This is a genomic window from Prochlorococcus sp. MIT2309 (assembly GCF_059772305.1).
The window spans coordinates 1,466,951-1,485,324 of record NZ_CM186282.1 but is presented as its reverse complement, the minus strand read 5'-3'; the positions used below and the strand labels follow the sequence as shown (position 1 = coordinate 1,485,324).

Annotated in this window: 21 protein-coding genes; 8 read left to right on the top strand and 13 right to left on the bottom strand. The window is 39.2% G+C overall.

Annotated elements, in window-relative coordinates:
• Positions 1-29 precede the first annotated feature (29 nt).
• Positions 30-341: a co-chaperone GroES gene (groES, locus tag AC6EJA_RS08050; protein ID WP_498503580.1), complete on the bottom strand. Its 312-nt coding sequence runs from the start codon at positions 339-341 to the stop codon at positions 30-32.
• A 226-nt stretch (positions 342-567) separates the two neighbouring features.
• Here groES and atpD point away from each other — a divergent pair, with 226 nt between their 5' ends.
• Together atpD and atpC are read left to right on the top strand one after the other, a co-directional pair.
• Positions 568-2,031, top strand: a complete 1,464-nt coding sequence (gene atpD, locus AC6EJA_RS08045; RefSeq protein ID WP_498502139.1) for a F0F1 ATP synthase subunit beta — start codon at positions 568-570, stop codon at positions 2,029-2,031.
• A 36-nt stretch (positions 2,032-2,067) separates the two neighbouring features.
• Positions 2,068-2,475 (top strand): ATP synthase F1 subunit epsilon, encoded by a 408-nt coding sequence (gene atpC / locus AC6EJA_RS08040; protein WP_498502138.1) that lies wholly within the window; start codon positions 2,068-2,070, stop codon positions 2,473-2,475.
• A gap of 45 nt (positions 2,476-2,520) precedes the next feature.
• On the opposite strand, the gene AC6EJA_RS08035 is transcribed toward atpC, so the two are convergent.
• The gene (locus AC6EJA_RS08035; RefSeq protein WP_498502137.1) at positions 2,521-3,030 is read right to left on the bottom strand and encodes a 30S ribosomal protein PSRP-3; all 510 of its coding nucleotides are present in this window, start codon (positions 3,028-3,030) and stop codon (positions 2,521-2,523) included.
• Between the two features lie 68 nt (positions 3,031-3,098).
• Between AC6EJA_RS08035 and AC6EJA_RS08030 the strand changes: the two genes are divergently transcribed.
• A complete protein-coding gene (locus AC6EJA_RS08030; protein ID WP_498502136.1) occupies positions 3,099-3,893 on the top strand; it encodes a TIGR01548 family HAD-type hydrolase in 795 nt (264 codons plus the stop codon).
• 17 nt (positions 3,894-3,910) lie between these two features.
• Here the strand turns inward: AC6EJA_RS08030 and AC6EJA_RS08025 are convergent, their stop codons facing one another.
• On the bottom strand, positions 3,911-5,233 hold the full coding sequence (locus AC6EJA_RS08025; RefSeq protein WP_498502135.1) for an aminopeptidase P N-terminal domain-containing protein: 1,323 nt from the start codon (positions 5,231-5,233) through the stop codon (positions 3,911-3,913).
• Positions 5,234-5,330: 97 nt separating this feature from the next.
• Between AC6EJA_RS08025 and AC6EJA_RS08020 the strand changes: the two genes are divergently transcribed.
• From AC6EJA_RS08020 to ald, 5 genes are read left to right on the top strand one after another with little or no spacing between them, the layout of a single operon-like run.
• Positions 5,331-6,314 carry a CNNM domain-containing protein gene (locus AC6EJA_RS08020; protein ID WP_498502134.1) on the top strand — a complete coding sequence of 328 codons (984 nt, stop codon included), beginning with the start codon at positions 5,331-5,333 and terminating at the stop codon, positions 6,312-6,314.
• The gene (locus AC6EJA_RS08015; RefSeq protein ID WP_498502133.1) at positions 6,314-7,618 is read left to right on the top strand and encodes a GTP-binding protein; all 1,305 of its coding nucleotides are present in this window, start codon (positions 6,314-6,316) and stop codon (positions 7,616-7,618) included. The genes AC6EJA_RS08020 and AC6EJA_RS08015 overlap by 1 nt, the downstream gene beginning before the upstream one ends.
• Entirely contained in the window at positions 7,615-8,202 is a 588-nt protein-coding gene (locus AC6EJA_RS08010; protein ID WP_498502132.1) for a nicotinate-nucleotide adenylyltransferase, read from the top strand. Before AC6EJA_RS08015 ends, AC6EJA_RS08010 begins: the two co-directional genes overlap by 4 nt.
• Positions 8,199-9,890: an NAD+ synthase gene (locus AC6EJA_RS08005; RefSeq protein ID WP_498502131.1), complete on the top strand. Its 1,692-nt coding sequence runs from the start codon at positions 8,199-8,201 to the stop codon at positions 9,888-9,890. The genes AC6EJA_RS08010 and AC6EJA_RS08005 overlap by 4 nt, the downstream gene beginning before the upstream one ends.
• Positions 9,891-9,950: 60 nt before the next feature.
• On the top strand, positions 9,951-11,090 hold the full coding sequence (ald, locus tag AC6EJA_RS08000; protein WP_498502130.1) for an alanine dehydrogenase: 1,140 nt from the start codon (positions 9,951-9,953) through the stop codon (positions 11,088-11,090).
• Positions 11,091-11,145: 55 nt separating this feature from the next.
• Here ald and AC6EJA_RS07995 read toward each other — a convergent pair whose 3' ends face one another.
• The 10 genes from AC6EJA_RS07995 to AC6EJA_RS07950 all read right to left on the bottom strand — a co-directional run bounded on the left by AC6EJA_RS07995 (position 11,146) and on the right by AC6EJA_RS07950 (position 18,328).
• Positions 11,146-12,198: a DUF3326 domain-containing protein gene (locus tag AC6EJA_RS07995; protein WP_498502129.1), complete on the bottom strand. Its 1,053-nt coding sequence runs from the start codon at positions 12,196-12,198 to the stop codon at positions 11,146-11,148.
• Positions 12,199-12,250: 52 nt separating this feature from the next.
• Positions 12,251-12,448: a DUF8621 family protein gene (locus AC6EJA_RS07990; protein ID WP_498502128.1), complete on the bottom strand. Its 198-nt coding sequence runs from the start codon at positions 12,446-12,448 to the stop codon at positions 12,251-12,253.
• 30 nt (positions 12,449-12,478) lie between these two features.
• Positions 12,479-13,429 (bottom strand): F0F1 ATP synthase subunit gamma, encoded by a 951-nt coding sequence (locus tag AC6EJA_RS07985; RefSeq protein ID WP_498502127.1) that lies wholly within the window; start codon positions 13,427-13,429, stop codon positions 12,479-12,481.
• Between the two features lie 31 nt (positions 13,430-13,460).
• Positions 13,461-14,978, bottom strand: coding sequence for a F0F1 ATP synthase subunit alpha (gene atpA, locus AC6EJA_RS07980; RefSeq protein ID WP_498502126.1), 1,518 nt, complete (start codon positions 14,976-14,978; stop codon positions 13,461-13,463).
• A gap of 45 nt (positions 14,979-15,023) precedes the next feature.
• Entirely contained in the window at positions 15,024-15,572 is a 549-nt protein-coding gene (atpH, locus tag AC6EJA_RS07975; protein ID WP_498502125.1) for an ATP synthase F1 subunit delta, read from the bottom strand.
• A complete protein-coding gene (locus AC6EJA_RS07970) occupies positions 15,572-16,087 on the bottom strand; it encodes a F0F1 ATP synthase subunit B (protein ID WP_498502124.1) in 516 nt (171 codons plus the stop codon). The genes atpH and AC6EJA_RS07970 overlap by 1 nt, the downstream gene beginning before the upstream one ends.
• Positions 16,084-16,545: a F0F1 ATP synthase subunit B' gene (locus AC6EJA_RS07965; protein WP_498502123.1), complete on the bottom strand. Its 462-nt coding sequence runs from the start codon at positions 16,543-16,545 to the stop codon at positions 16,084-16,086. The genes AC6EJA_RS07970 and AC6EJA_RS07965 overlap by 4 nt, the downstream gene beginning before the upstream one ends.
• 80 nt (positions 16,546-16,625) lie before the next feature.
• Positions 16,626-16,874: an ATP synthase F0 subunit C gene (gene atpE / locus AC6EJA_RS07960; RefSeq protein ID WP_011125758.1), complete on the bottom strand. Its 249-nt coding sequence runs from the start codon at positions 16,872-16,874 to the stop codon at positions 16,626-16,628.
• Positions 16,875-17,044: 170 nt separating this feature from the next.
• Positions 17,045-17,770, bottom strand: coding sequence for a F0F1 ATP synthase subunit A (gene atpB, locus AC6EJA_RS07955; protein ID WP_498502122.1), 726 nt, complete (start codon positions 17,768-17,770; stop codon positions 17,045-17,047).
• 81 nt (positions 17,771-17,851) lie between these two features.
• A complete protein-coding gene (locus AC6EJA_RS07950; RefSeq protein WP_498502121.1) occupies positions 17,852-18,328 on the bottom strand; it encodes an ATP synthase subunit I in 477 nt (158 codons plus the stop codon).
• Between the last annotated feature and the right edge of the window lie 46 nt (positions 18,329-18,374).

Genomic DNA, 18,374 nt, shown 5'->3' with positions numbered 1-18,374 from the left:
GGTCTACCAAATAATGGTAAGAATTAGGTCTAGTTAACGATTGCAAGGATGTCTTTTTCAGACAAAAGAACATATTCGTCGCCACCGATTTTTATATCAGTACCGGCGTATTTGCTGTAAAGAACCTTGTCTCCTACACCAACCTCGGGAGATTGGCGAGAACCATCATCGTTTCGTTTTCCAGGTCCAACCTGGGCAACTTCGCCAACCTGAGGTTTTTCTTTAGCAGTATCAGGGAGCAAAATCCCCCCTGATGTCTTCTCTTCAGATTCAGAGACTTTTACAAAAACACGGTCACCAAGAGGTTTAACAGTGGAGACGCTTAGAGATACAGCTGCCATGGATAAATGCAGAGGCAAGAACGGGGCGCAAATGCGCAACATAAGTTGAAGTTTGTAACTTCAACCGACGCCCCAACTTATTCGTCAAACCATATTGCCGACCATACTTTCACTGTGCGGTTGACCGAACCCGATACCAAATCATGCCGGCGGAATGGTATTGTTGCCCGGCTACTAATGAACGTGCGTTATCGCATGTTCTGTTCACAGTTTCTCACTAAGCTAAATGACCTCAGCTACCACCTCCGCAGGTACAAAGGGTGTTGTAAGACAAGTAATTGGTCCTGTTCTAGATGTTGAATTCCCAGCAGGAAAACTACCTAAAATTCTCAATGCACTTCGCATAGAAGGCAAAAATCCAGCTGGACAGGATGTTGCCCTTACCGCTGAGGTGCAGCAACTGTTAGGCGACCACAGAGTACGCGCTGTTGCAATGAGCAGTACGGACGGCCTTGTAAGAGGTATGGAGGCTGTAGACACCGGAGCTCCTATATCAGTCCCTGTTGGAGAAGCAACACTTGGAAGGATTTTTAACGTCCTAGGGGAGCCTGTAGACGAACAGGGGCCTGTTACGGATTCAACAACCTCTCCTATCCACAGACCAGCTCCAAGCCTTACTGACCTTGAAACAAAGCCAAAAGTATTTGAAACGGGAATTAAGGTTATTGACTTACTAGCTCCATATAGACAGGGAGGTAAAGTTGGCCTGTTTGGGGGGGCTGGCGTTGGAAAAACTGTTTTGATTCAGGAATTAATTAATAACATCGCAAAAGAACATGGCGGTGTATCCGTTTTTGGAGGAGTTGGAGAGCGAACTCGAGAAGGTAACGACCTTTATGAGGAATTCAAAGAATCCGGAGTGATTAATGCAGATGATCTTCCTCAATCAAAAGTCGCTTTATGCTTTGGTCAAATGAACGAGCCTCCTGGAGCTCGAATGAGAGTAGGCCTTTCTGCTTTGACCATGGCAGAGCATTTTAGAGATGTAAACAAGCAAGATGTTCTTCTTTTCATCGATAACATTTTTAGGTTCGTTCAAGCTGGATCAGAGGTTTCCGCTTTATTGGGCCGTATGCCTTCTGCTGTTGGATATCAACCGACACTTGGAACTGATGTTGGAGAACTTCAAGAGAGAATCACATCAACCCTAGAGGGCTCTATCACTTCCATTCAAGCCGTATATGTTCCTGCAGATGATTTAACAGACCCTGCGCCTGCTACAACTTTTGCTCATCTTGATGCAACAACTGTTCTTGCCAGAGCCCTTGCTGCTAAGGGAATTTATCCTGCTGTAGATCCACTTGACTCAACTAGCACAATGCTTCAGCCCTCAGTTGTTGGTGAAGAGCATTACAAAACTGCTAGAGCTGTGCAATCAACACTTCAGAGATATAAAGAGCTTCAAGACATCATTGCAATTCTTGGACTTGATGAGTTATCAGAAGATGATAGAAAAACAGTAGATAGAGCCAGAAAAATTGAGAAGTTCCTGTCTCAGCCTTTCTTCGTAGCTGAAATATTTACAGGTATGTCTGGTAAATACGTCAAACTCGAAGAGACCATTAAGGGATTTAACATGATTCTCTCTGGAGAATTGGACAATCTTCCTGAGCAAGCCTTCTATTTAGTTGGAAATATAGAAGAAGTTAAAGCAAAGGCTGAAAAAATTGCCTCCGAAGGCAGCAAGTAAAAATCAACAGTTTGTAATCAACCCACCCCCTACAAAATGCCACTTACATTAAGAGTGCTCGCTCCAGACAAAAGCGTATTTGATGGAACTGCTGATGAAGTCATTCTTCCCAGCACAACTGGCCTAGTTGGCATATTGCCTGGCCATATCGCAATGGTTACCGCTCTAGATATTGGCGTTTTAAGAGTATTTCAAAAGGGCAAGTGGGATTCCATCGCCCTTATGGGAGGCTTTGCAGAGGTTGAATCAAATGAAGTTACAGTGCTTGTCAATGGTGCTGAACTTGGGAGCCAAATTAACGCCGGTGATGCTGAGACTGATCTAGAAACGGCAAAAAACAATTATGGCAAATTTGAATCTGAAGGAAATTCCCCTGAAAAAGTAAAAGCTAAAGAAGTGCTCATAAAAGCCCAGGCAAGGCTTCAAGCGACTAAAAAAGATTGATAACTCTGGTTTACTCAATCACAACCATTTTTAAAGAAGATACTTTTAGGCAGTCCCGCAAAAAGTTACATCTGGAAATTTAACCTTGGCCTCCTCAAGTGTTTTTCCCTTGCCCTCTTCCTGCCAATAATTAATAACCTCAGTTGCCTTGTTAAGAACTTCTACGCGTTCATTATCTGTAATCCAACTCTTGTCTTCCAATTGTGTTTTTAGAGTCTCCCAAGCGTCCTCTCTAGGCCAGAAGAAATACGCTGTAAGTGGACTAGGCCCACCCCCGACTATTTGATCAACCGCTAAAGCAACATTGTCAGGAAGCCACAATATTTTCAACAGAAATCTCCCCTCATCAGCTTTCGGCGTATGTCCAGAGGGTACTCCGTCAGCATCTATTGTCGCAGTTGCAAGTGCAGCAGCCCCTCCTAGAACGCCTGGATTACCAGGCTTGGTTTTTTCTACTTCGGGGTTCTTTTGCAGCGCAGATCCCTGTTCAATTCCAGAAGGTGTGGATGGGGAAACATCATTTTGAACAGCACCAGACTCTTCAGAAACCATCATTTCCTGATTTCAACTAACTAACAACCAACTAACCTACCAGTCACCAGAGCAAAAAGGATACAAAATCATTGAACTCGCGAGGATTTCTTCTTTTCGACATAGATGGTGTAATAAGAGACGTCTCAGAGAGCTATAGACGCTCTATCCAAGAGACTGTCAATAAATTTACAAATGTGAGGCCATCTATTTATGAAATTGATCAATTGAAAAGTGAAGGTATCTGGAATAACGATTGGGATGCAAGCATTGAATTGATATCAAGAAGGCTCAAAACCAATGGCCAAACATTAGGCAAAGATATAAAAAGAGATGAAGTTATAAGAGTTTTTAATGAATTTTATTTTGGCAAGAACTCAGATTCCAAAAATCGAGGAAGCTGGGGAGGCTTAATTAAAAAAGAAACATTGCTTGTCGACAAAGAATTCTTCTCATTACTTTCTGAGAATGGTTTTAAATGGGGGTTCGTAAGCGGCGCAGAGAGGCATTCAGCTGTTTTCATTCTAGAAGACCGTATTGGGCTTAATAGTCCTCCTTTAATAGCCATGGGAGAGGCCCCAGAAAAGCCAGACCCAACTGGATTAATAAATTTAGCAAGTCAGCTAGCAGGTGAGCCACTGGGCGACAAAGTCCCGCTAATAGGATATTTAGGAGACACTGTTGCAGATGTACTAACAATCAAAAAAGCCAAAAAGCTTATTCCAAGTCAAAAATTTCTGAGCATTGGAGTGGCCCCTCCTCATTTGCATAAAAAAGAGCAAATTAAAAAAAGACAAGATTATGAAAAAAAGCTAAGAGAGATGGGAGCAGATTTAATCATCCCAAATACGAATGAAATCCTTAAGTATCTTGATAGTCTTGGCTAAATTTATGCATACAAAATCTATCTTTCCATTGCTTTAACAGACTTTAAGGCTCCTTTTGTTAAGATCTCAGGCTCACTATTAGTAATAGCAACATTATCCTCAATTCTTATACCAATACCTTTCCACTTATCTTCGATTTGCGGCTGATCTGGAGGGATTTCCAACCTATCACTCAAATAAATACCTGGTTCAACAGTTAAAACCATTCCTTCCTCAAGCATTATTGTTGCTTCGCCAAGTCTGCTTGCGCCCACATCATGAACATCTAGTCCAAGCCAATGTCCAGTTCTGTGCATGTAAATGTGTTGATAAGCTCCCTGCTCAATTATTGAATGTGGGTTTCCTCTCAACAAGCCTAATTCAACTAAACCCTCAACAAGGACTATCAAAGCCGCATTGTGAATGTCCTCAGCACTTTTACCAGGAATAGCAGAGTTTATTCCACTTTCTTGGGCTGCTAAAACTATCTCGTAAAGAGCTTTCTGCTCTGAAGAAAATTTTCCGTTTATTGGAAAGGTACGAGTGATATCTCCATTGTAATAATCGAAAAGTGAACATCCAGCATCTATAAGTAGCAAATCTCCATCTCTAAGTTTTGCTTTATTTGCCATGTAATGAAGAACACATGCATTGTCGCCACCAGCAATTATTGATCCATATGCCGGTCCTCTTGCTCCCTCTTTCAAAAAATGTTTTTCAATTAAACCCTGGATTTCGCGTTCATTCATGCCAGGAAACGTTGCAAATCTTGCTATTTCATGAGCCTCTGAGGATATTCTTGAGGCTTCTCGAACTCTCTCTAATTCAAATTTCTCCTTAACAAGTCTCATACGATGCAAAAAAGGACAAGGCGCTATTAAGGGAATTGTCGTTGATCTTCCTTTCTCAGCTTTATCAAGTCGTTGAGACCAAGTTCTTAAAACTATTTTTTCTATTGATGGATCATGTCGGCCAACTCGATATGCAATTCCCTCAGCATCAGCCAAATATTCTCCAATCAATTTTGGGAATTCATCTAATGAATGTGCCTTATCAGCCATAAAATTACTAACTGCTCCCAATTCTCCCCACCTAAAACCAGTCCAAACTTCGCTTGCAGGATCAGTCGGTTGGACAAAAAGCAAATATCTTTCACCAACTGGCTTAAAAGGAAGAAAAACTGCTATTGCATCAGGTTCATCAAATCCTGTTAGATACCAAAAATCACTATTTTGTCTAAAAGGGTACTCGCAATCTGCATGATGCCTAACCAGCGGAGCCGCAGGGATAATTGCCGCGAAGCCCTCAAGCATGCTCAAAAAATTTTCTCTGCGAGAGCTAAATATTTCAGGATTTTGCATGATTCCCCCTCTTCTAAATAAATTTAGGATGGCATTAGTTCAAACTTAGTGGAAAATAAAATAAGAGAAACTCAATCAAACTAAAAAAGAATTACGCATGAGTCAAAATCATCTTTTATTAGGACTGCTCATGCTGGTAGTAATAATCGGTTCAGCTTTATGCTCAGGAGTTGAAGCTGCTCTTTTAGCAGTCAATCCTCTTCGAGTTCATGAATTAACTGAAAAAACAAATTCAAACAAGGCGAAAATCCTCTCAAAACTTCGAAAAAAATTGGGAAGAACTCTTACAATAATAACTATCGCAAACAATATTTTTAATATTTTTGGAAGTTTAATGCTTGGTAGTTTGGCTGCATACGTATTTAAAAAAGGAGTCGCATTGCCAATTTTCTCAGCAGTATTAACTATTCTTATTCTACTGATTGGTGAAATTCTTCCGAAATCTATTGGGACTCGCCTTTCTCTTCGGATTTCACTCATTAGCGCTCCAATATTAAATATTTTAGGGTTAGTTATGCGCCCAATTGTTATTCCCCTTGAAAAGCTTTTACCTGTGATAAAGGCTGAAAATGAAATTACTACTGATGAAGAAGAAATACGCCAAATGGCAACTCTTGGATCACAAAAAGGTCAAATAGAGGCCGACGAAGCCGCAATGATATCTAAAGTTTTTCAACTCAATGATTTAACCGCCAGAGACCTTATGACCCCCAGAGTCGCTGCACCCACGCTTGATGGCAAAACAAGCCTTGAAAAGCTCAGGTCAACATTGATGGCTAATAATGATCATTGGTGGGTTGTTCTTGGCGAAAAAGTAGACAAAATAATAGGCGTAACAAGTAGAGAAAAACTTTTAACAGCTCTTCTTAAGGGACAATCACATTTAACACCTACAGATTTATGTGATTCTGTAGAATTTGTACCTGAAATGATTCGTATAGATCGCCTTCTAACATCCTTCGATGATAACAATAGTGGGATTAAAGTCGTTGTAGATGAATTTGGAGGATTTGTTGGAGTTATTGGAGCAGAAGCTGTCCTGGCGGTATTAGCAGGGTGGTGGAGGAAGTCAAGCTCATGATGTCCCCAATAGATCGGTGTAAATTATTTATATCCCGATGGAAAAAAAGTTTTTTTCTTAATAATCGTGAACAAAAGATTTTCAGTAAAAAATTAAATAAATTAAATAATCAAATTAGTCGTCTTAATCAAAGGCATTTTAAAGCTCATGTTTTTGGAAGAGTAGGTGTCGGAAAATCAAGCTTGCTTAATGCACTTGTTGGAAAAAATGCATTCAAAACCGATATTATTCATGGGAGTACATCAGTTAATCAATCAATAATTTGGGATCAACCTATTAACTGCCTTCACTCAATTGAACTAGTCGACACTCCAGGGATAGACGAGATAAAAAATGATAATAGGATTGACTTTAATAAAGAAAACTGGGAGGAATCTGATCTAATACTCTTTGTAATCGATAGTGATATTACTCAAAAAGAAATCGATGCTCTTGAATTCCTTGAGAAAAATGGGAAATCGATATTACTGATTTTGAATAGAAGTGATCAGTGGAAAAACGACGAATTAATTAGTATCAAAAAGTCTATCAAAAATAGACTACCTCTTCACATGAAGAATATATCAATTGAAGTAACAGCAGCAGCACCGTATAAAAATAAGCTTTTACCTGATGGAACAACCGATACTGTTGAGGTCTTTCCTCAAATTGAAACTCTTAGGAAAAATCTAATAGATCTTCTAAACACACAAGGTGAGCTTTTGTTAGCACAAAATACAATTATTGGAATACAGAGTTTTGACCATTCTTTAAAAGTAGAAAGATTAAAGAGAGGTAAACATCAAGCCCAAAGAGCCATAGGCAAATTTGCAGCAATAAAAGCATCTAGCGTTGCTATAAATCCAATTATGGCAGTTGATATGAGCGCAGGCCTAGCGTGTGATACTGCACTAATCATAGAATTAAGCAAGCTTTATGGGATGCAACTCAGGGGGCCAGCTGCTAGAGAACTTTTAAAACGAATAACTTTTAATAATGCTCTTTTAATAGCTGCACAAATAATTTTAACCTCATTACGTCACCTTCTTATCGTTGTTACACCAATCACAGGTGGTTTGAGCTTTTTATCTACAGGTCCAATAGCATTAATTCAGGCAGGTATAGCTGTACATACAACAAAAAAAACCGGAATACTAGCCGCGAAAGAAATCTTAAAAGTAAATCAAAAAAACTTACTTCAACCCTCATTGCTATTACATAAAAGAGTTATCCAACATTCAAGTTTTTCAAGTCAAACGTATAAATTTTTAGAATTCTTATCGAGTAGAGACAAAACAAAAGAAATCAAGAATTTATTCCCATGAAAGATAAATTTGATCAGATAGCACTTTTCGGGACTAGCGCAGACCCCCCGACCTGTGGGCACGAGGCTCTTCTAAGAGGGTTGCTAACCATGTTCCCAACAGTTGCAACATGGGCTAGTGACAACCCAATCAAACATCATGGTGAATCACTGAAAATAAGAGGGAGTCTATTGCATGCTCTGGTTAATGACATCAACAATTCGAATCTTATTTTTAGACAAGATTTAAGTAGTCCCTGGACAATATCAACATTAAACAAAGCTAGTGATTTGTGGCCAAAATCAAAATTTACTTTTGTAATTGGGAGTGATTTAATAATGGAGTTGCCAAATTGGTTAAGAGCTAAAGAGATTTTTCAAAGAGCAAAAATTGGTATTGCAGAAAGGAGCGGGTGGCCTATGGAAGAACGCTTTCTAAATGAAATCAAACGCCTTGGAGCAAAAATACAAATCTTACCACTAGAAATTCCTGCTTCATCTAGCTCAGCAATGAGAAAGAAAAATGAATTATCTCAAATACCAAAGGTTGTTAAGTCTATGTTATTAGATAAGCAACTTTACGGTATCAACAAGAAATACCTATGAAATTAGGTCTTGCACAAATCAATCCTCTAGTAGGTGATCTTTTTGGTAATGGAGAAAAAATTCTTCATTATTGCCTTAGAACCAATAAGGAAAATGGGGACATTGTCATCACACCTGAATTATCATTGTGGGGATATCCCCCCAAAGATCTTTTACTTGATAAAAATCGATTAAAACAACAGGATATAGTTCTCGAAAAAATCACCAAAGAACTTCACACAAAAGCTCCTGATCTCAAAGTTCTTATTGGTGTAATTGAAACGGCTCCAGATAATCAGCTCCCATTCTTATATAATTCTATTGTGTTGATTAATAATGGCGAATGGAAGGTAGTCGCTCGCAAACAATTACTACCTACTTATGATGTTTTTGATGAAAAAAGATATTTTCGTCCTGGGGATTCAACCAATACAATAAATATCGAAATAAATAACCAGAATTGGAAAATTGGATTGACAATTTGTGAAGATCTTTGGGTTGAAGAACAAATTCAAGGTCAGCGGACAATAGGGCCAGACCCCTTAAAACAATTTGAGAGAATTAATATCGATATTTTAATCAATCTATCAGCATCACCCTTTAGTCGTACGAAGGAATTAATGAGACATAAAATAGTTGCTGAAGCCGCCTCAAGAATTAAATGTCCAGTTGTCTATCTCAATCAAGTAGGGGCAAACGATGAGTTAATTTTTGATGGGGCAAGCTTTGTAATGAATAAACACAAAGAGATTATTGCCTTACTTCCTAAGTGTCAGGAACATCTCGAAGTTTGGGATACTTCACATAAACGAAAAGAAATTCAAAGAAAAAGTAGCAGGGATGAAGAGATTTTTTTAGCTTTGATTTTAGGTATTAAAGATTATTGTAATAAATGCGGTTTCAAAAGCGCTGTTTTAGGTTTAAGTGGTGGGATTGACTCAGCAATTGTGGCAACTTTAGCAACTGCAGCTTTAGGAGCAGATCAAGTTCATGCAATTCTTATGCCATCTCCTTGGAGTTCAAAAGGCTCAATAGTTGATGCGATTTCTCTTGCCGAGCGATTGGGGATAAGAAAAAAAACTATCCCAATAAATGACCTTATGAAAAATTTTGATACCGCTTTAAAAGATACATTAGGAGAGTTCCCAAAAGATTTAACTGCTGAAAATCTACAGTCGCGCATTCGTGGGACACTTCTAATGGCGATTGCCAATCAACAAAATCACTTACTTTTATCAACTGGTAATAAATCCGAATTGGCAATGGGTTACTGCACACTTTATGGCGACATGAATGGTGGCCTCTCAGTAATTGGGGACCTATACAAAACCTCAGTATTTAATTTGTGTAATTGGCTGGACAGTAAAGACTCAAGAGTATGTCGAAGCGAAGTCAATCTTCCATCAAATATAGAAATTATCGGTGAGGAGATTCGTAAAAAAGCACCAAGTGCTGAACTGAGAAAAGATCAACTTGATAGTGATTCTTTACCTCAATATGACCTTCTTGATCCAATCCTCAAAGACATAATGGAAAACCGACTGGATCATGATCAATTGATAAAAAAAGGCTATGAAAAAAGCTTGATCGATAAGATTAAAAATTCACTTAAAAAGTCTGAGTTCAAAAGAAAACAAGCGCCCCCACTCTTAAAAGTCAGTAATCAAGCTTTTGGGAGTGGTTGGAGACTCCCAATTGCTTCAAAATGAACTAAAAAAAGCTGACAAACAAGCACAAAAAGTGCACCCTAAAAAAAGTAGTTTCAACCCATGTCCACATCTGTCTTGTCTGCACCAATGTCCAGCATAGGTGTACCATCCGAAATTAAATCCGATGAATTAAGAGTTGCTCTCACCCCAGATGCAACAAAGGAACTTGTTTCTCAAGGGCTGGAAGTCTTAGTTCAAGAAGGTGCCGGGGATGGAGCTGGAATTGAAGATACTGCATTTGCAGCCGCTGGTGCCAAAATTGTCTCTAGGGAGGAAGCTTGGGCTGCTCATTTGGTTGTAAAAGTGAAGGAACCACAAGAAAGTGAATTTAAATTTTTAAGAGAGGACATGCTTTTATTTACTTACTTACATTTAGCTGCATATCCAAAAGTAGGCGAGGCCTTATTGAAAGCTGGAACGACAGCATTGGGATATGAGACGGTTCAACTTGAAAGTGGAGGTCTTCCTCTATTAGCACCAATGAGTGAGATCGCCGGTCGTCTTGCCGCACAGGTTGGGGCTCATTTACTTGAACGTCCCCAAGGCGGTAGAGGAGTGTTAATTGGTGGATGTACCGGAGTAAGACCTGCAAGAGTAATAGTTCTTGGAGCAGGAACGGTTGGATGGAATGCGGCAAGATTGGCATCAGCGATGGATGCTGAAGTAATGCTTTTAGATAGATCTCCTGAAAGACTTAGAAATTTAGAAGCCGATAGGAGGGGTAGATTGACGAGTGTTGTTAGTAGTAGAGGGCTTATAGAAAGATTAATCCCAACCGCAGATTTATTAATTGGAGCTGTTCTTTCTCCAGGTGATAGGGCTCCTACCCTTGTTGACGAAGAAATGGTCAAGCAAATGAGAACAAATTCAGTGATTGTTGATGTTGCAATAGATCAGGGTGGATGTGTTGCAACTAGCATTGAAACAACTCATACAAATCCAACAGTCAATATTCACGGTATACAGCATTATGCTGTAGGTAATATGCCTGGTGCCGTCCCTTTTACTTCAACAGAAGCACTTGTCAGCGTAACTCTTCCATATATTTTAGGTATTGCTGGACGGGGTCTAGAGGCTGCTGTAACAGAACGTCCTGAGTTACTCTCAGGTTTAAATACTATTAGAGGTTCTGTATGTCACCCAGGTGTTGCCAAAGCTCTTGGGATACCACCAAGACACCCTATGGCTTGTCTAAATTAAAATTATTAAATTCAAATCATTAGTTAATAATAAATATGTGGTGGTTGAAAATTAATTAAATTCTCAATGAATCGAAATTTATTCCCTCACGCAAAGAAATTATAATTCCTGCAGCCTCTATATAATTATTAACGCTTATATACTTATGCTGAGGGCAATTTTTACTCCCCACATCAAGGCCTAATTCTCGAAAACCGACATTTATTGCACTTCTATTTCTTACAGCTATCAAAGGTATCCCCTTCTCTATACAAGACAAAACTGCCGCCCCCCCTAAGGCACCATCAGGGACAACAATTCCACCAAGTTCCTCACAGGATATTAAAGATTTTTTTGAGTATTTATAAAAACTATTTTTGTCCAGTTCTGAAATATCAATCAAATCTGGTGCTCGACTTAACCCATTCAAGACACTGGGCAAAAAGGTATAACCTAATTCCTCCGCGGCCGCTCTTGGATCAATATTTACATCGATTTCCAAAGGCTCAACAGCAGGAGCGTGAGCACAAGGAATATTTAAATGTTTAACGAGCAAGTGACTTATCATGGCCTCTATCCCTGCTAGGAAATCAACTCCCTTACCTTTTCTATAGTCATCAAGAGATTGATTAGGGATATCAGAAGGGAATTGAGTAACAACAGCTATTGCACCAACTCCCATATTTTTAAGTTTTTCACCTGCTCTCAATAACTCGCTTGGCTCTTCTATATCTCCCCAACTTATTCCAGTATTTGATTGATATGTAGTGATATTTAATGGTTGCTCTGTCTGAATAATTGGACCAATATCAAGACCCAAAGTATACTTGCAAGCAGATATAACTTGTAAATGCCTTTGATATAAATGCGGCTCAATTCCTAAGTCGAAAAGTATACCTATTTTTTGTTGTCGTATAGGTTTCAACATGATTCTCCCCTGAGCAAATTGATCAAGAGAATATCCCTCAACATACTGAATTCTTTCATCATTCCAATAGAGCATTGCTCCATTCATCACATTTGGATGAGTAATTAAACAACCACTAGCAGCCGCAAGTAATCTTGCTGCTGGGATAGCATCACCAGCAAATCCCCCTATTTCGCACCCAATCCCTGTTGGTACAGTCATCAAAATGGGGAGAGGTTTATTATTCACAATTATGATTTAGTAAAAATTGTATTTATTTTTTGTTGTAAATTTTTTCTCCTAATAGGACAACACCTTCTATTTTTATAATATTTGAATTAATAAAAGTTATTGCCCAACGTAAAGGTTCTCCGTATTTATTCAATTCTTTTATAACTAAACTCCTTAACTTCATAGCAGAAAAATCAATTGGTCTGTTAATTTCCAGCTCTAATATTTGTAGTTTCACCATAAAAATATTTTTTATATCAATTTAAATTTCTTAAACTGATGAACCACCAACTACTTCAAGAATTTCCTGAGTAATTGCAGCTTGTCTTGCTTTGTTGTAGTCAAGAGTTAAGGTTTTAGCTAACTCTTTTGCATTATCACTGGCATTATTCATAGCCGTCATTCTGCTAGCAAGTTCCGAAGCAGCGGATTCTTGCAATGCCCTAAGAAGTTGATTTTGTAGGTAAAGAGGAAGCAGTGAGTTCAATAATTGTTCTGGACTTTGTTCAAAAACAATATCAGACGGCAACTTTGGTTGATCGTTCGAAGGAGCAGTATCTTTCTCTATTGTTAATTTACTATCTTTTGTTGTTAATCTGAAAATTTCATCGTCAGATTCAGCTATCCCCTGTGGGTCAAGAGGTAATAGAGTTTGAACAACTGGATTACAGCTAACAAGACTGATAAATTTCGTATAGATAACTTCGACTCTATCCGTAGACTCAGAAGTAAAATCAGCGAGAACTTCGCTTGTTATCGAACCAGCGTCTTTTGAGGTTGGGACTTGCTCAAGTTCCTTAAAAGTTGCTCTGATGTTGTATTGCGATGATCTGTTTTGAAAATATGTTATCGCCTTCTTTCCTATAAGTATTAAATCAGGATCGAAACCTTGTCCTTTTAATTCTGCATATCTAATTTCGGTTTTCTTAATGATATTTGCATTGTATCCCCCACACAATCCCCTATCAGCAGTAACGCCAACAATAGTAATTTTTTTAACTTCTCTTTTCTTGAGTAATGGTGCTTCTGCAGCTTCAAACTGCATCCTAGATTGAATATTCTCAAGAACTCTAGCCAATCGATCTGCAAAAGGGCGACTTTGCAAAACTTGTGCCTGCGCACGTCTAACCTTAGCTGCTGCGACTAGCCGCATAGCCTCGGTAATTTTACGCGTGTTCTTGACCGAAACAATTCGGTCACGTATTTCCTTTAAATTTGCCATGAAAGTGTCCTTCTAAAACTGAATTTAATGATCAAGCCGTGGCCAGCATCGAAGAGGTAACCTCTTTGATTGCATCTTTGAGCATTGCCTCGGATTCTTCGCTAAGGACTTTCTCAGAGAGAACCTTATCTATAAAGGATTGTTTATTAGTCTTCAAGTAGTCTCTTAATTCACGTGCAAACTTAGTTACATCATCTTCAGGCACATCATCAATTAATCCCTTAACACCTGAATAAACGATAGCTACTTGCTCTGCAAGATTAAGTGGTTCAAACTGAGCTTGTTTCAATAATTCTCTCAAACGTTTCCCTCTGCCAAGTTGTTTTTGAGTAGCCTCATCAAGATCTGAAGCAAACTGGGAGAACGCCGCAAGTTCATCAAACTGAGCAAGTTCAAGTTTCAAAGTTCCAGCAATTTTTTTAATTGCCTTAGTTTGAGCTGCTCCTCCAACACGGCTGACAGAAATTCCAACATTAATCGCTGGTCTCAATCCTGAATTGAAAAGGTCTGAACTTAAGAAAATCTGTCCATCTGTAATTGAAATCACATTTGTTGGAATATATGCAGAAACGTCCCCAGCTTGGGTCTCGATAATTGGAAGTGCTGTCATAGAACCACCCCCCATTGCATCGGATAACTTTGCTGCTCTCTCAAGTAAACGACTATGACAATAAAAAACATCCCCTGGATAAGCTTCACGTCCTGGTGGACGTCTCAAAAGTAAAGACATTTGTCTGTAAGCTTGTGCTTGCTTAGTCAAATCATCATAGATAACCAAAGTCGGCTTACCTTGATACATGAAGTGCTCAGCAATAGCAGCACCAGTGTAGGGAGCCAAATACTGTAATGCTGCTGCTTCTGATGCACTAGCACTAACAATTATTGTGTATTCCAAAGCGCCCTTCTCTCTTAAGACCTCAACTACATTTGCTACAGAAGCTGACTTTTGACCAACAGCAACATAAACACAAACAACATCTTGGCCTTTTTGATTGATTATCGTATCTATTGCTATTGCTGATTTACCAGTTTGGCGGTCTCCTATGATTAATTCTCTTTGCCCTCTACCAATAGGTATCATTGCATCAATGGAGGTAATACCAGTTTGCATAGGTTCGCAAACAGACTTCCTTTTAATAATTCCTGGGGCTATGGACTCAATTAGACGAGAATCCGTGGTAGCTATGTCTCCTTTTCCATCAATTGCCACACCAAGAGGACTGACTACACGTCCTAACATGGCTTCACCAACAGGTACTGAAGCAATCTTTCCAGTCGCTTTTACAGTACTTCCCTCTTGAACGCCAATACCTTCTCCCATTAAAACAACGCCTACATTGTCATCTTCAAGATTTAAGGCAATGCCTTCTGTTCCATCTTCAAATTCAACTAATTCTCCAGCCATAACTTTTTCAAGGCCATAGACTCGAGCAATACCGTCCCCAATTTGAAGAACAGTACCGACATTACTAACAGAAACTGATTTGTCGTAATCAGAAATTTGTTGCTTGAGGATTGAACTAATTTCGTCGGGGCGTATGGAAACCATGGAAGTAAAAGGGTGAGAGTAAAAAAAGAAGAATGTGGTGAAAGATTAGGAAACCTTAGCGATAGATAGGCCCAATCGACGAACCTGACCTGCCAAACTGGCGTCTATAACCTTAGAACCAACTTTCGCTATGAATCCTCCAATAAGAGATGGATCAACTTGCAAATTGAGTTCTAGGTTTTCAGTTCCAGCAATCCCTTTGATTTTTTCGAGAATTTGATTTTGCTGATCCTCATTTAAATCAGATGCCGAGGTAACAGTTGCAAGAGCTATGTTTCTTTGCTCTCGATAGAGCTCAAGGAAACGTTCAAGTACTGAATTTAGGAATCCAATTCGATTTCTATCTGCAAGTAATTTGAGCAGATTAAGAAAAGAAGGAGGTAATTCACTCGCAAAAAGTTTCTCAAGGGCAGCTTTTTTAGAGTCAACCTCCAGAACCGGAGAAGACATAGCATCTCGAAATTCAGGGCTTTGATTCCAAAGATCAATAATTGACTTAGATTGCTCTACCACCTCTTCAACTTCATTACGGCTTTCAGCAACTTGCAAAAAAGCCTCAGCATAGGGGGTGGTGATTGTGTTGAGTAATGGCATTAGTTATTACCCATATTGTTGATTGACTGAGTTAAAAACTCATCCTGAGTTTTCTTATCAAGCCTTCTTGGCAAGACTTCCAAAGCTTTATCTATCGCCATTTGAGCAGCTTCTCTGCGAAGTTGAGCACTAACACGGACAGCTTCAGCATTTAAATCCGCTACTGCCCCCTGCTTGATACGAGCCATTTCTTCAATGGTTCGTTTTTCACTTTCAAGGCGAATAGATTCAGCTCTTAATTTACAGTCACTTCTGATCTTTTCAGCCTTTTGCTCTGCTGAAGCTAACTCTTTTTGTGCTAACAAAAGTGAGTTAGTAGCTTCATCAAGACGGTCTTCAGCATCTTTTAGATCAGTCATGATTGCTGACCTTCGACGCTCTAAAATTCCGCCAAGAAAACCTGGAAGAAATTTATAGAGTCCAAAAATCACAACAGCCAGATTAAGTATGTTTGTCTCAAAAAGATTGAGATTAAGACCAAATCCTTCTGCAGCAAATGTAAATGGGAAAGTCATTTTGCTTCCAATAATCGGGACACGATCAACTCACCAAGCTGTTCTGAATCTGCTTTAAGTTGACTTAAAGCAGTATTTCTTTCAGCTTCGATTTCATCTCTTGCTTTTTCCCTTGAAGTATTTGCTTCAGAGGTAGCAAGTAATAGAGCTTCTTTATATAGGGCCTCAGAGTCATCTTCGGCTTCTTTGATTACTTTTTGCGCTGCCAGTCTCGCCTCTTTGAGTTGATTCTTGAGGTTTTGCTCAAGTTTCTCAACCTCTGCAATTTTCTCTCTGGCTTGTTTTCTAGAGGTCGTAACATATTCCTCACGTTCTTCAACTACTTTTCCAACTGGCTTGAAGAAAAGTGAATTGAGTATGAAAGTGAGAATAACCACTTGGATTGCCATTAATGGCAAAGTGGCATCGAAGTCAAAAAGACCTCCCTCACTAGCTCCAAAGAAAACCAAACTTGTCATTTAGCAGTGTGCGTAACGTAAAAGCAATCTATTAAAGGCTTGAAGCTGTTTTAAGGCTTCAATAAGTAAAAGAGTTTCTATTAACCAGCAAAAGGATTTGCAAATAGCAATACAAGTGCTACCACAAGGCCATAGATAGTTAAAGACTCCATAAAAGCGAAAGATAGAAGAAGTGTTCCTCTAATTTTGCCTTCAGCTTCAGGTTGACGAGCAATACCTTCAACTGCTCCTTGAGCAGCACTACCTTGGCCAATTCCTGGGCCAATTGCACCAAGGCCAACAGCCAAGCCAGCAGCAACAACAGAAGCAGCAGTAGTAATGGAATCCATGATTTGAAATAGAGAGATTTAATGCGCTTAGCGCGTGATCAGGTGGACCGGGAGTTTATACCTGCGCGGGGGACATTTCATAATTAATGAGATGGGCCCGTAGCATTTCGGACCTTCGCGCAGTGATTTTTTGCTAGTTGAGGGTCAAATCACTAACAAAAATGAGGCTTTTAGTGGTGTTCCTCTACAGCCTCACCTATGTAATAGGCAGCGAGAGTAGCAAAAATCAAAGCCTGAATAGCACTTGTGAACAGTCCCAAAAACATAACTGGCACTGGAAGCACAAGAGGTACAAGGAAAACTAGAACCGCTACGACTAATTCATCGGCAAGAATATTACCGAATAGACGGAAAGATAATGAAAGTGGTTTGGTAAAATCCTCAACAATTTTGAAAGGAAGCATTATTGGCGTCGGATAAACGTAATACTCGAAATACCTCAATCCCTTATTACTTAGACCTGCATAAAAGTAAGACAGTGAAACCAATAGAGCTAAAGCCACAGTTGTATTTATGTCTGCAGTTGGAGCACCAAGTTCACCACTGGGAAGTTTAATTATTCTCCAGGGAACTAATGCTCCTCCCCAGTTACTTACAAAAATAAACAGAAATAAAGTTCCAATGAAAGGCATCCAGTCTCTGTAAACCTTTTCACCTATTTGAGTTCTTGCGAGATCTCTTATGTAATCCCATAGAAACTCCAAAAGGTTCTGAACACCTTTTGGATCACGTTCCATTTTTTTTGTGCCAACTACCACCAGTGTCAACAAAGCACCTATGACAATCCAGGAAGTCATAAAAACCTGGCCGTGAATACTTATGTTTCCTATTTGCCAGTAGAGGTGTTTACCAACCTCTAATTCTGCAAAAGGTAATAAGAATGGAAATGAACCCATTGAGTGTTAAGAAAAAATTTGTCGGGAAACGACTGAGTTAATTAAGCCAAAGGAAATTGGCAGAGATTAAGTTTTCCCCAGCTAGCGCTTGAGTAAAAACTGAGCAATTAAGGCAGGCTTGTAGATAAAAAATCCCAATAGTGCAGGCAAAATTTCTAAAAGAGAGAATTTTGATGCCAAGAAAAAAAGCAATACTGGTACAAGCAGTTGAACCTTACTTACAGAGACCGAGCTTTTGCCTAATTTTCCAATACCTCGAGCAAGAAGCCGCAAGTAAAAGATTCCAGCAAAAGATCCAGTTAGAACACTTATGGAAGTTCGAAAATCAAAGAAGATCGCCGTGATCAATACAGCAAAAATTGCCATGATCAAAGTCAGTCTGTAAATCTGAAACTGCAGTTGCAGATAGTCATTTGATGAATCATCCCAAGGCATTGAAGATGGCTCAGCTTTCAAACTTGAACTGTTCAAATAGCCAGATTCCACAGAAGATGACAGAACATCATTGCCCTCAGAAGAGGTCAAAATTGTTGAATTAAGCTTCGGTGCTACCGGCAAATGAATAAAGTCTCTCTAAAGGCCCGCGAAATCTATCATGTAGAAG

Excerpts from the sequence above, each read along its gene's own strand:
- AC6EJA_RS07985 (WP_498502127.1), bottom strand. The coding sequence starts at position 13,429 with ATGGCAAATTTAAAGGAAATACGTGACCGAATTGTTTCGGTCAAGAAC.
- AC6EJA_RS08035 (WP_498502137.1), bottom strand. The coding sequence starts at position 3,030 with ATGATGGTTTCTGAAGAGTCTGGTGCTGTTCAAAATGATGTTTCCCCA.
- atpC (WP_498502138.1), top strand. The coding sequence starts at position 2,068 with ATGCCACTTACATTAAGAGTGCTCGCTCCAGACAAAAGCGTATTTGAT.
- AC6EJA_RS08015 (WP_498502133.1), top strand. The coding sequence starts at position 6,314 with ATGTCCCCAATAGATCGGTGTAAATTATTTATATCCCGATGGAAAAAA.
- AC6EJA_RS07970 (WP_498502124.1), bottom strand. The coding sequence starts at position 16,087 with ATGACTTTCCCATTTACATTTGCTGCAGAAGGATTTGGTCTTAATCTC.
- AC6EJA_RS07965 (WP_498502123.1), bottom strand. The coding sequence starts at position 16,545 with ATGACAAGTTTGGTTTTCTTTGGAGCTAGTGAGGGAGGTCTTTTTGAC.
- groES (WP_498503580.1), bottom strand. The coding sequence starts at position 341 with ATGGCAGCTGTATCTCTAAGCGTCTCCACTGTTAAACCTCTTGGTGAC.
- ald (WP_498502130.1), top strand. The coding sequence starts at position 9,951 with ATGTCCACATCTGTCTTGTCTGCACCAATGTCCAGCATAGGTGTACCA.
- atpD (WP_498502139.1), top strand. The coding sequence starts at position 568 with ATGACCTCAGCTACCACCTCCGCAGGTACAAAGGGTGTTGTAAGACAA.
- AC6EJA_RS08005 (WP_498502131.1), top strand. The coding sequence starts at position 8,199 with ATGAAATTAGGTCTTGCACAAATCAATCCTCTAGTAGGTGATCTTTTT.
- AC6EJA_RS08020 (WP_498502134.1), top strand. The coding sequence starts at position 5,331 with ATGAGTCAAAATCATCTTTTATTAGGACTGCTCATGCTGGTAGTAATA.
- AC6EJA_RS07990 (WP_498502128.1), bottom strand. The coding sequence starts at position 12,448 with ATGGTGAAACTACAAATATTAGAGCTGGAAATTAACAGACCAATTGAT.
- AC6EJA_RS08010 (WP_498502132.1), top strand. The coding sequence starts at position 7,615 with ATGAAAGATAAATTTGATCAGATAGCACTTTTCGGGACTAGCGCAGAC.
- atpH (WP_498502125.1), bottom strand. The coding sequence starts at position 15,572 with ATGCCATTACTCAACACAATCACCACCCCCTATGCTGAGGCTTTTTTG.
- atpB (WP_498502122.1), bottom strand. The coding sequence starts at position 17,770 with ATGGGTTCATTTCCATTCTTATTACCTTTTGCAGAATTAGAGGTTGGT.
- atpA (WP_498502126.1), bottom strand. The coding sequence starts at position 14,978 with ATGGTTTCCATACGCCCCGACGAAATTAGTTCAATCCTCAAGCAACAA.
- AC6EJA_RS07995 (WP_498502129.1), bottom strand. The coding sequence starts at position 12,198 with ATGACTGTACCAACAGGGATTGGGTGCGAAATAGGGGGATTTGCTGGT.
- atpE (WP_011125758.1), bottom strand. The coding sequence starts at position 16,874 with ATGGATTCCATTACTACTGCTGCTTCTGTTGTTGCTGCTGGCTTGGCT.
- AC6EJA_RS08025 (WP_498502135.1), bottom strand. The coding sequence starts at position 5,233 with ATGCAAAATCCTGAAATATTTAGCTCTCGCAGAGAAAATTTTTTGAGC.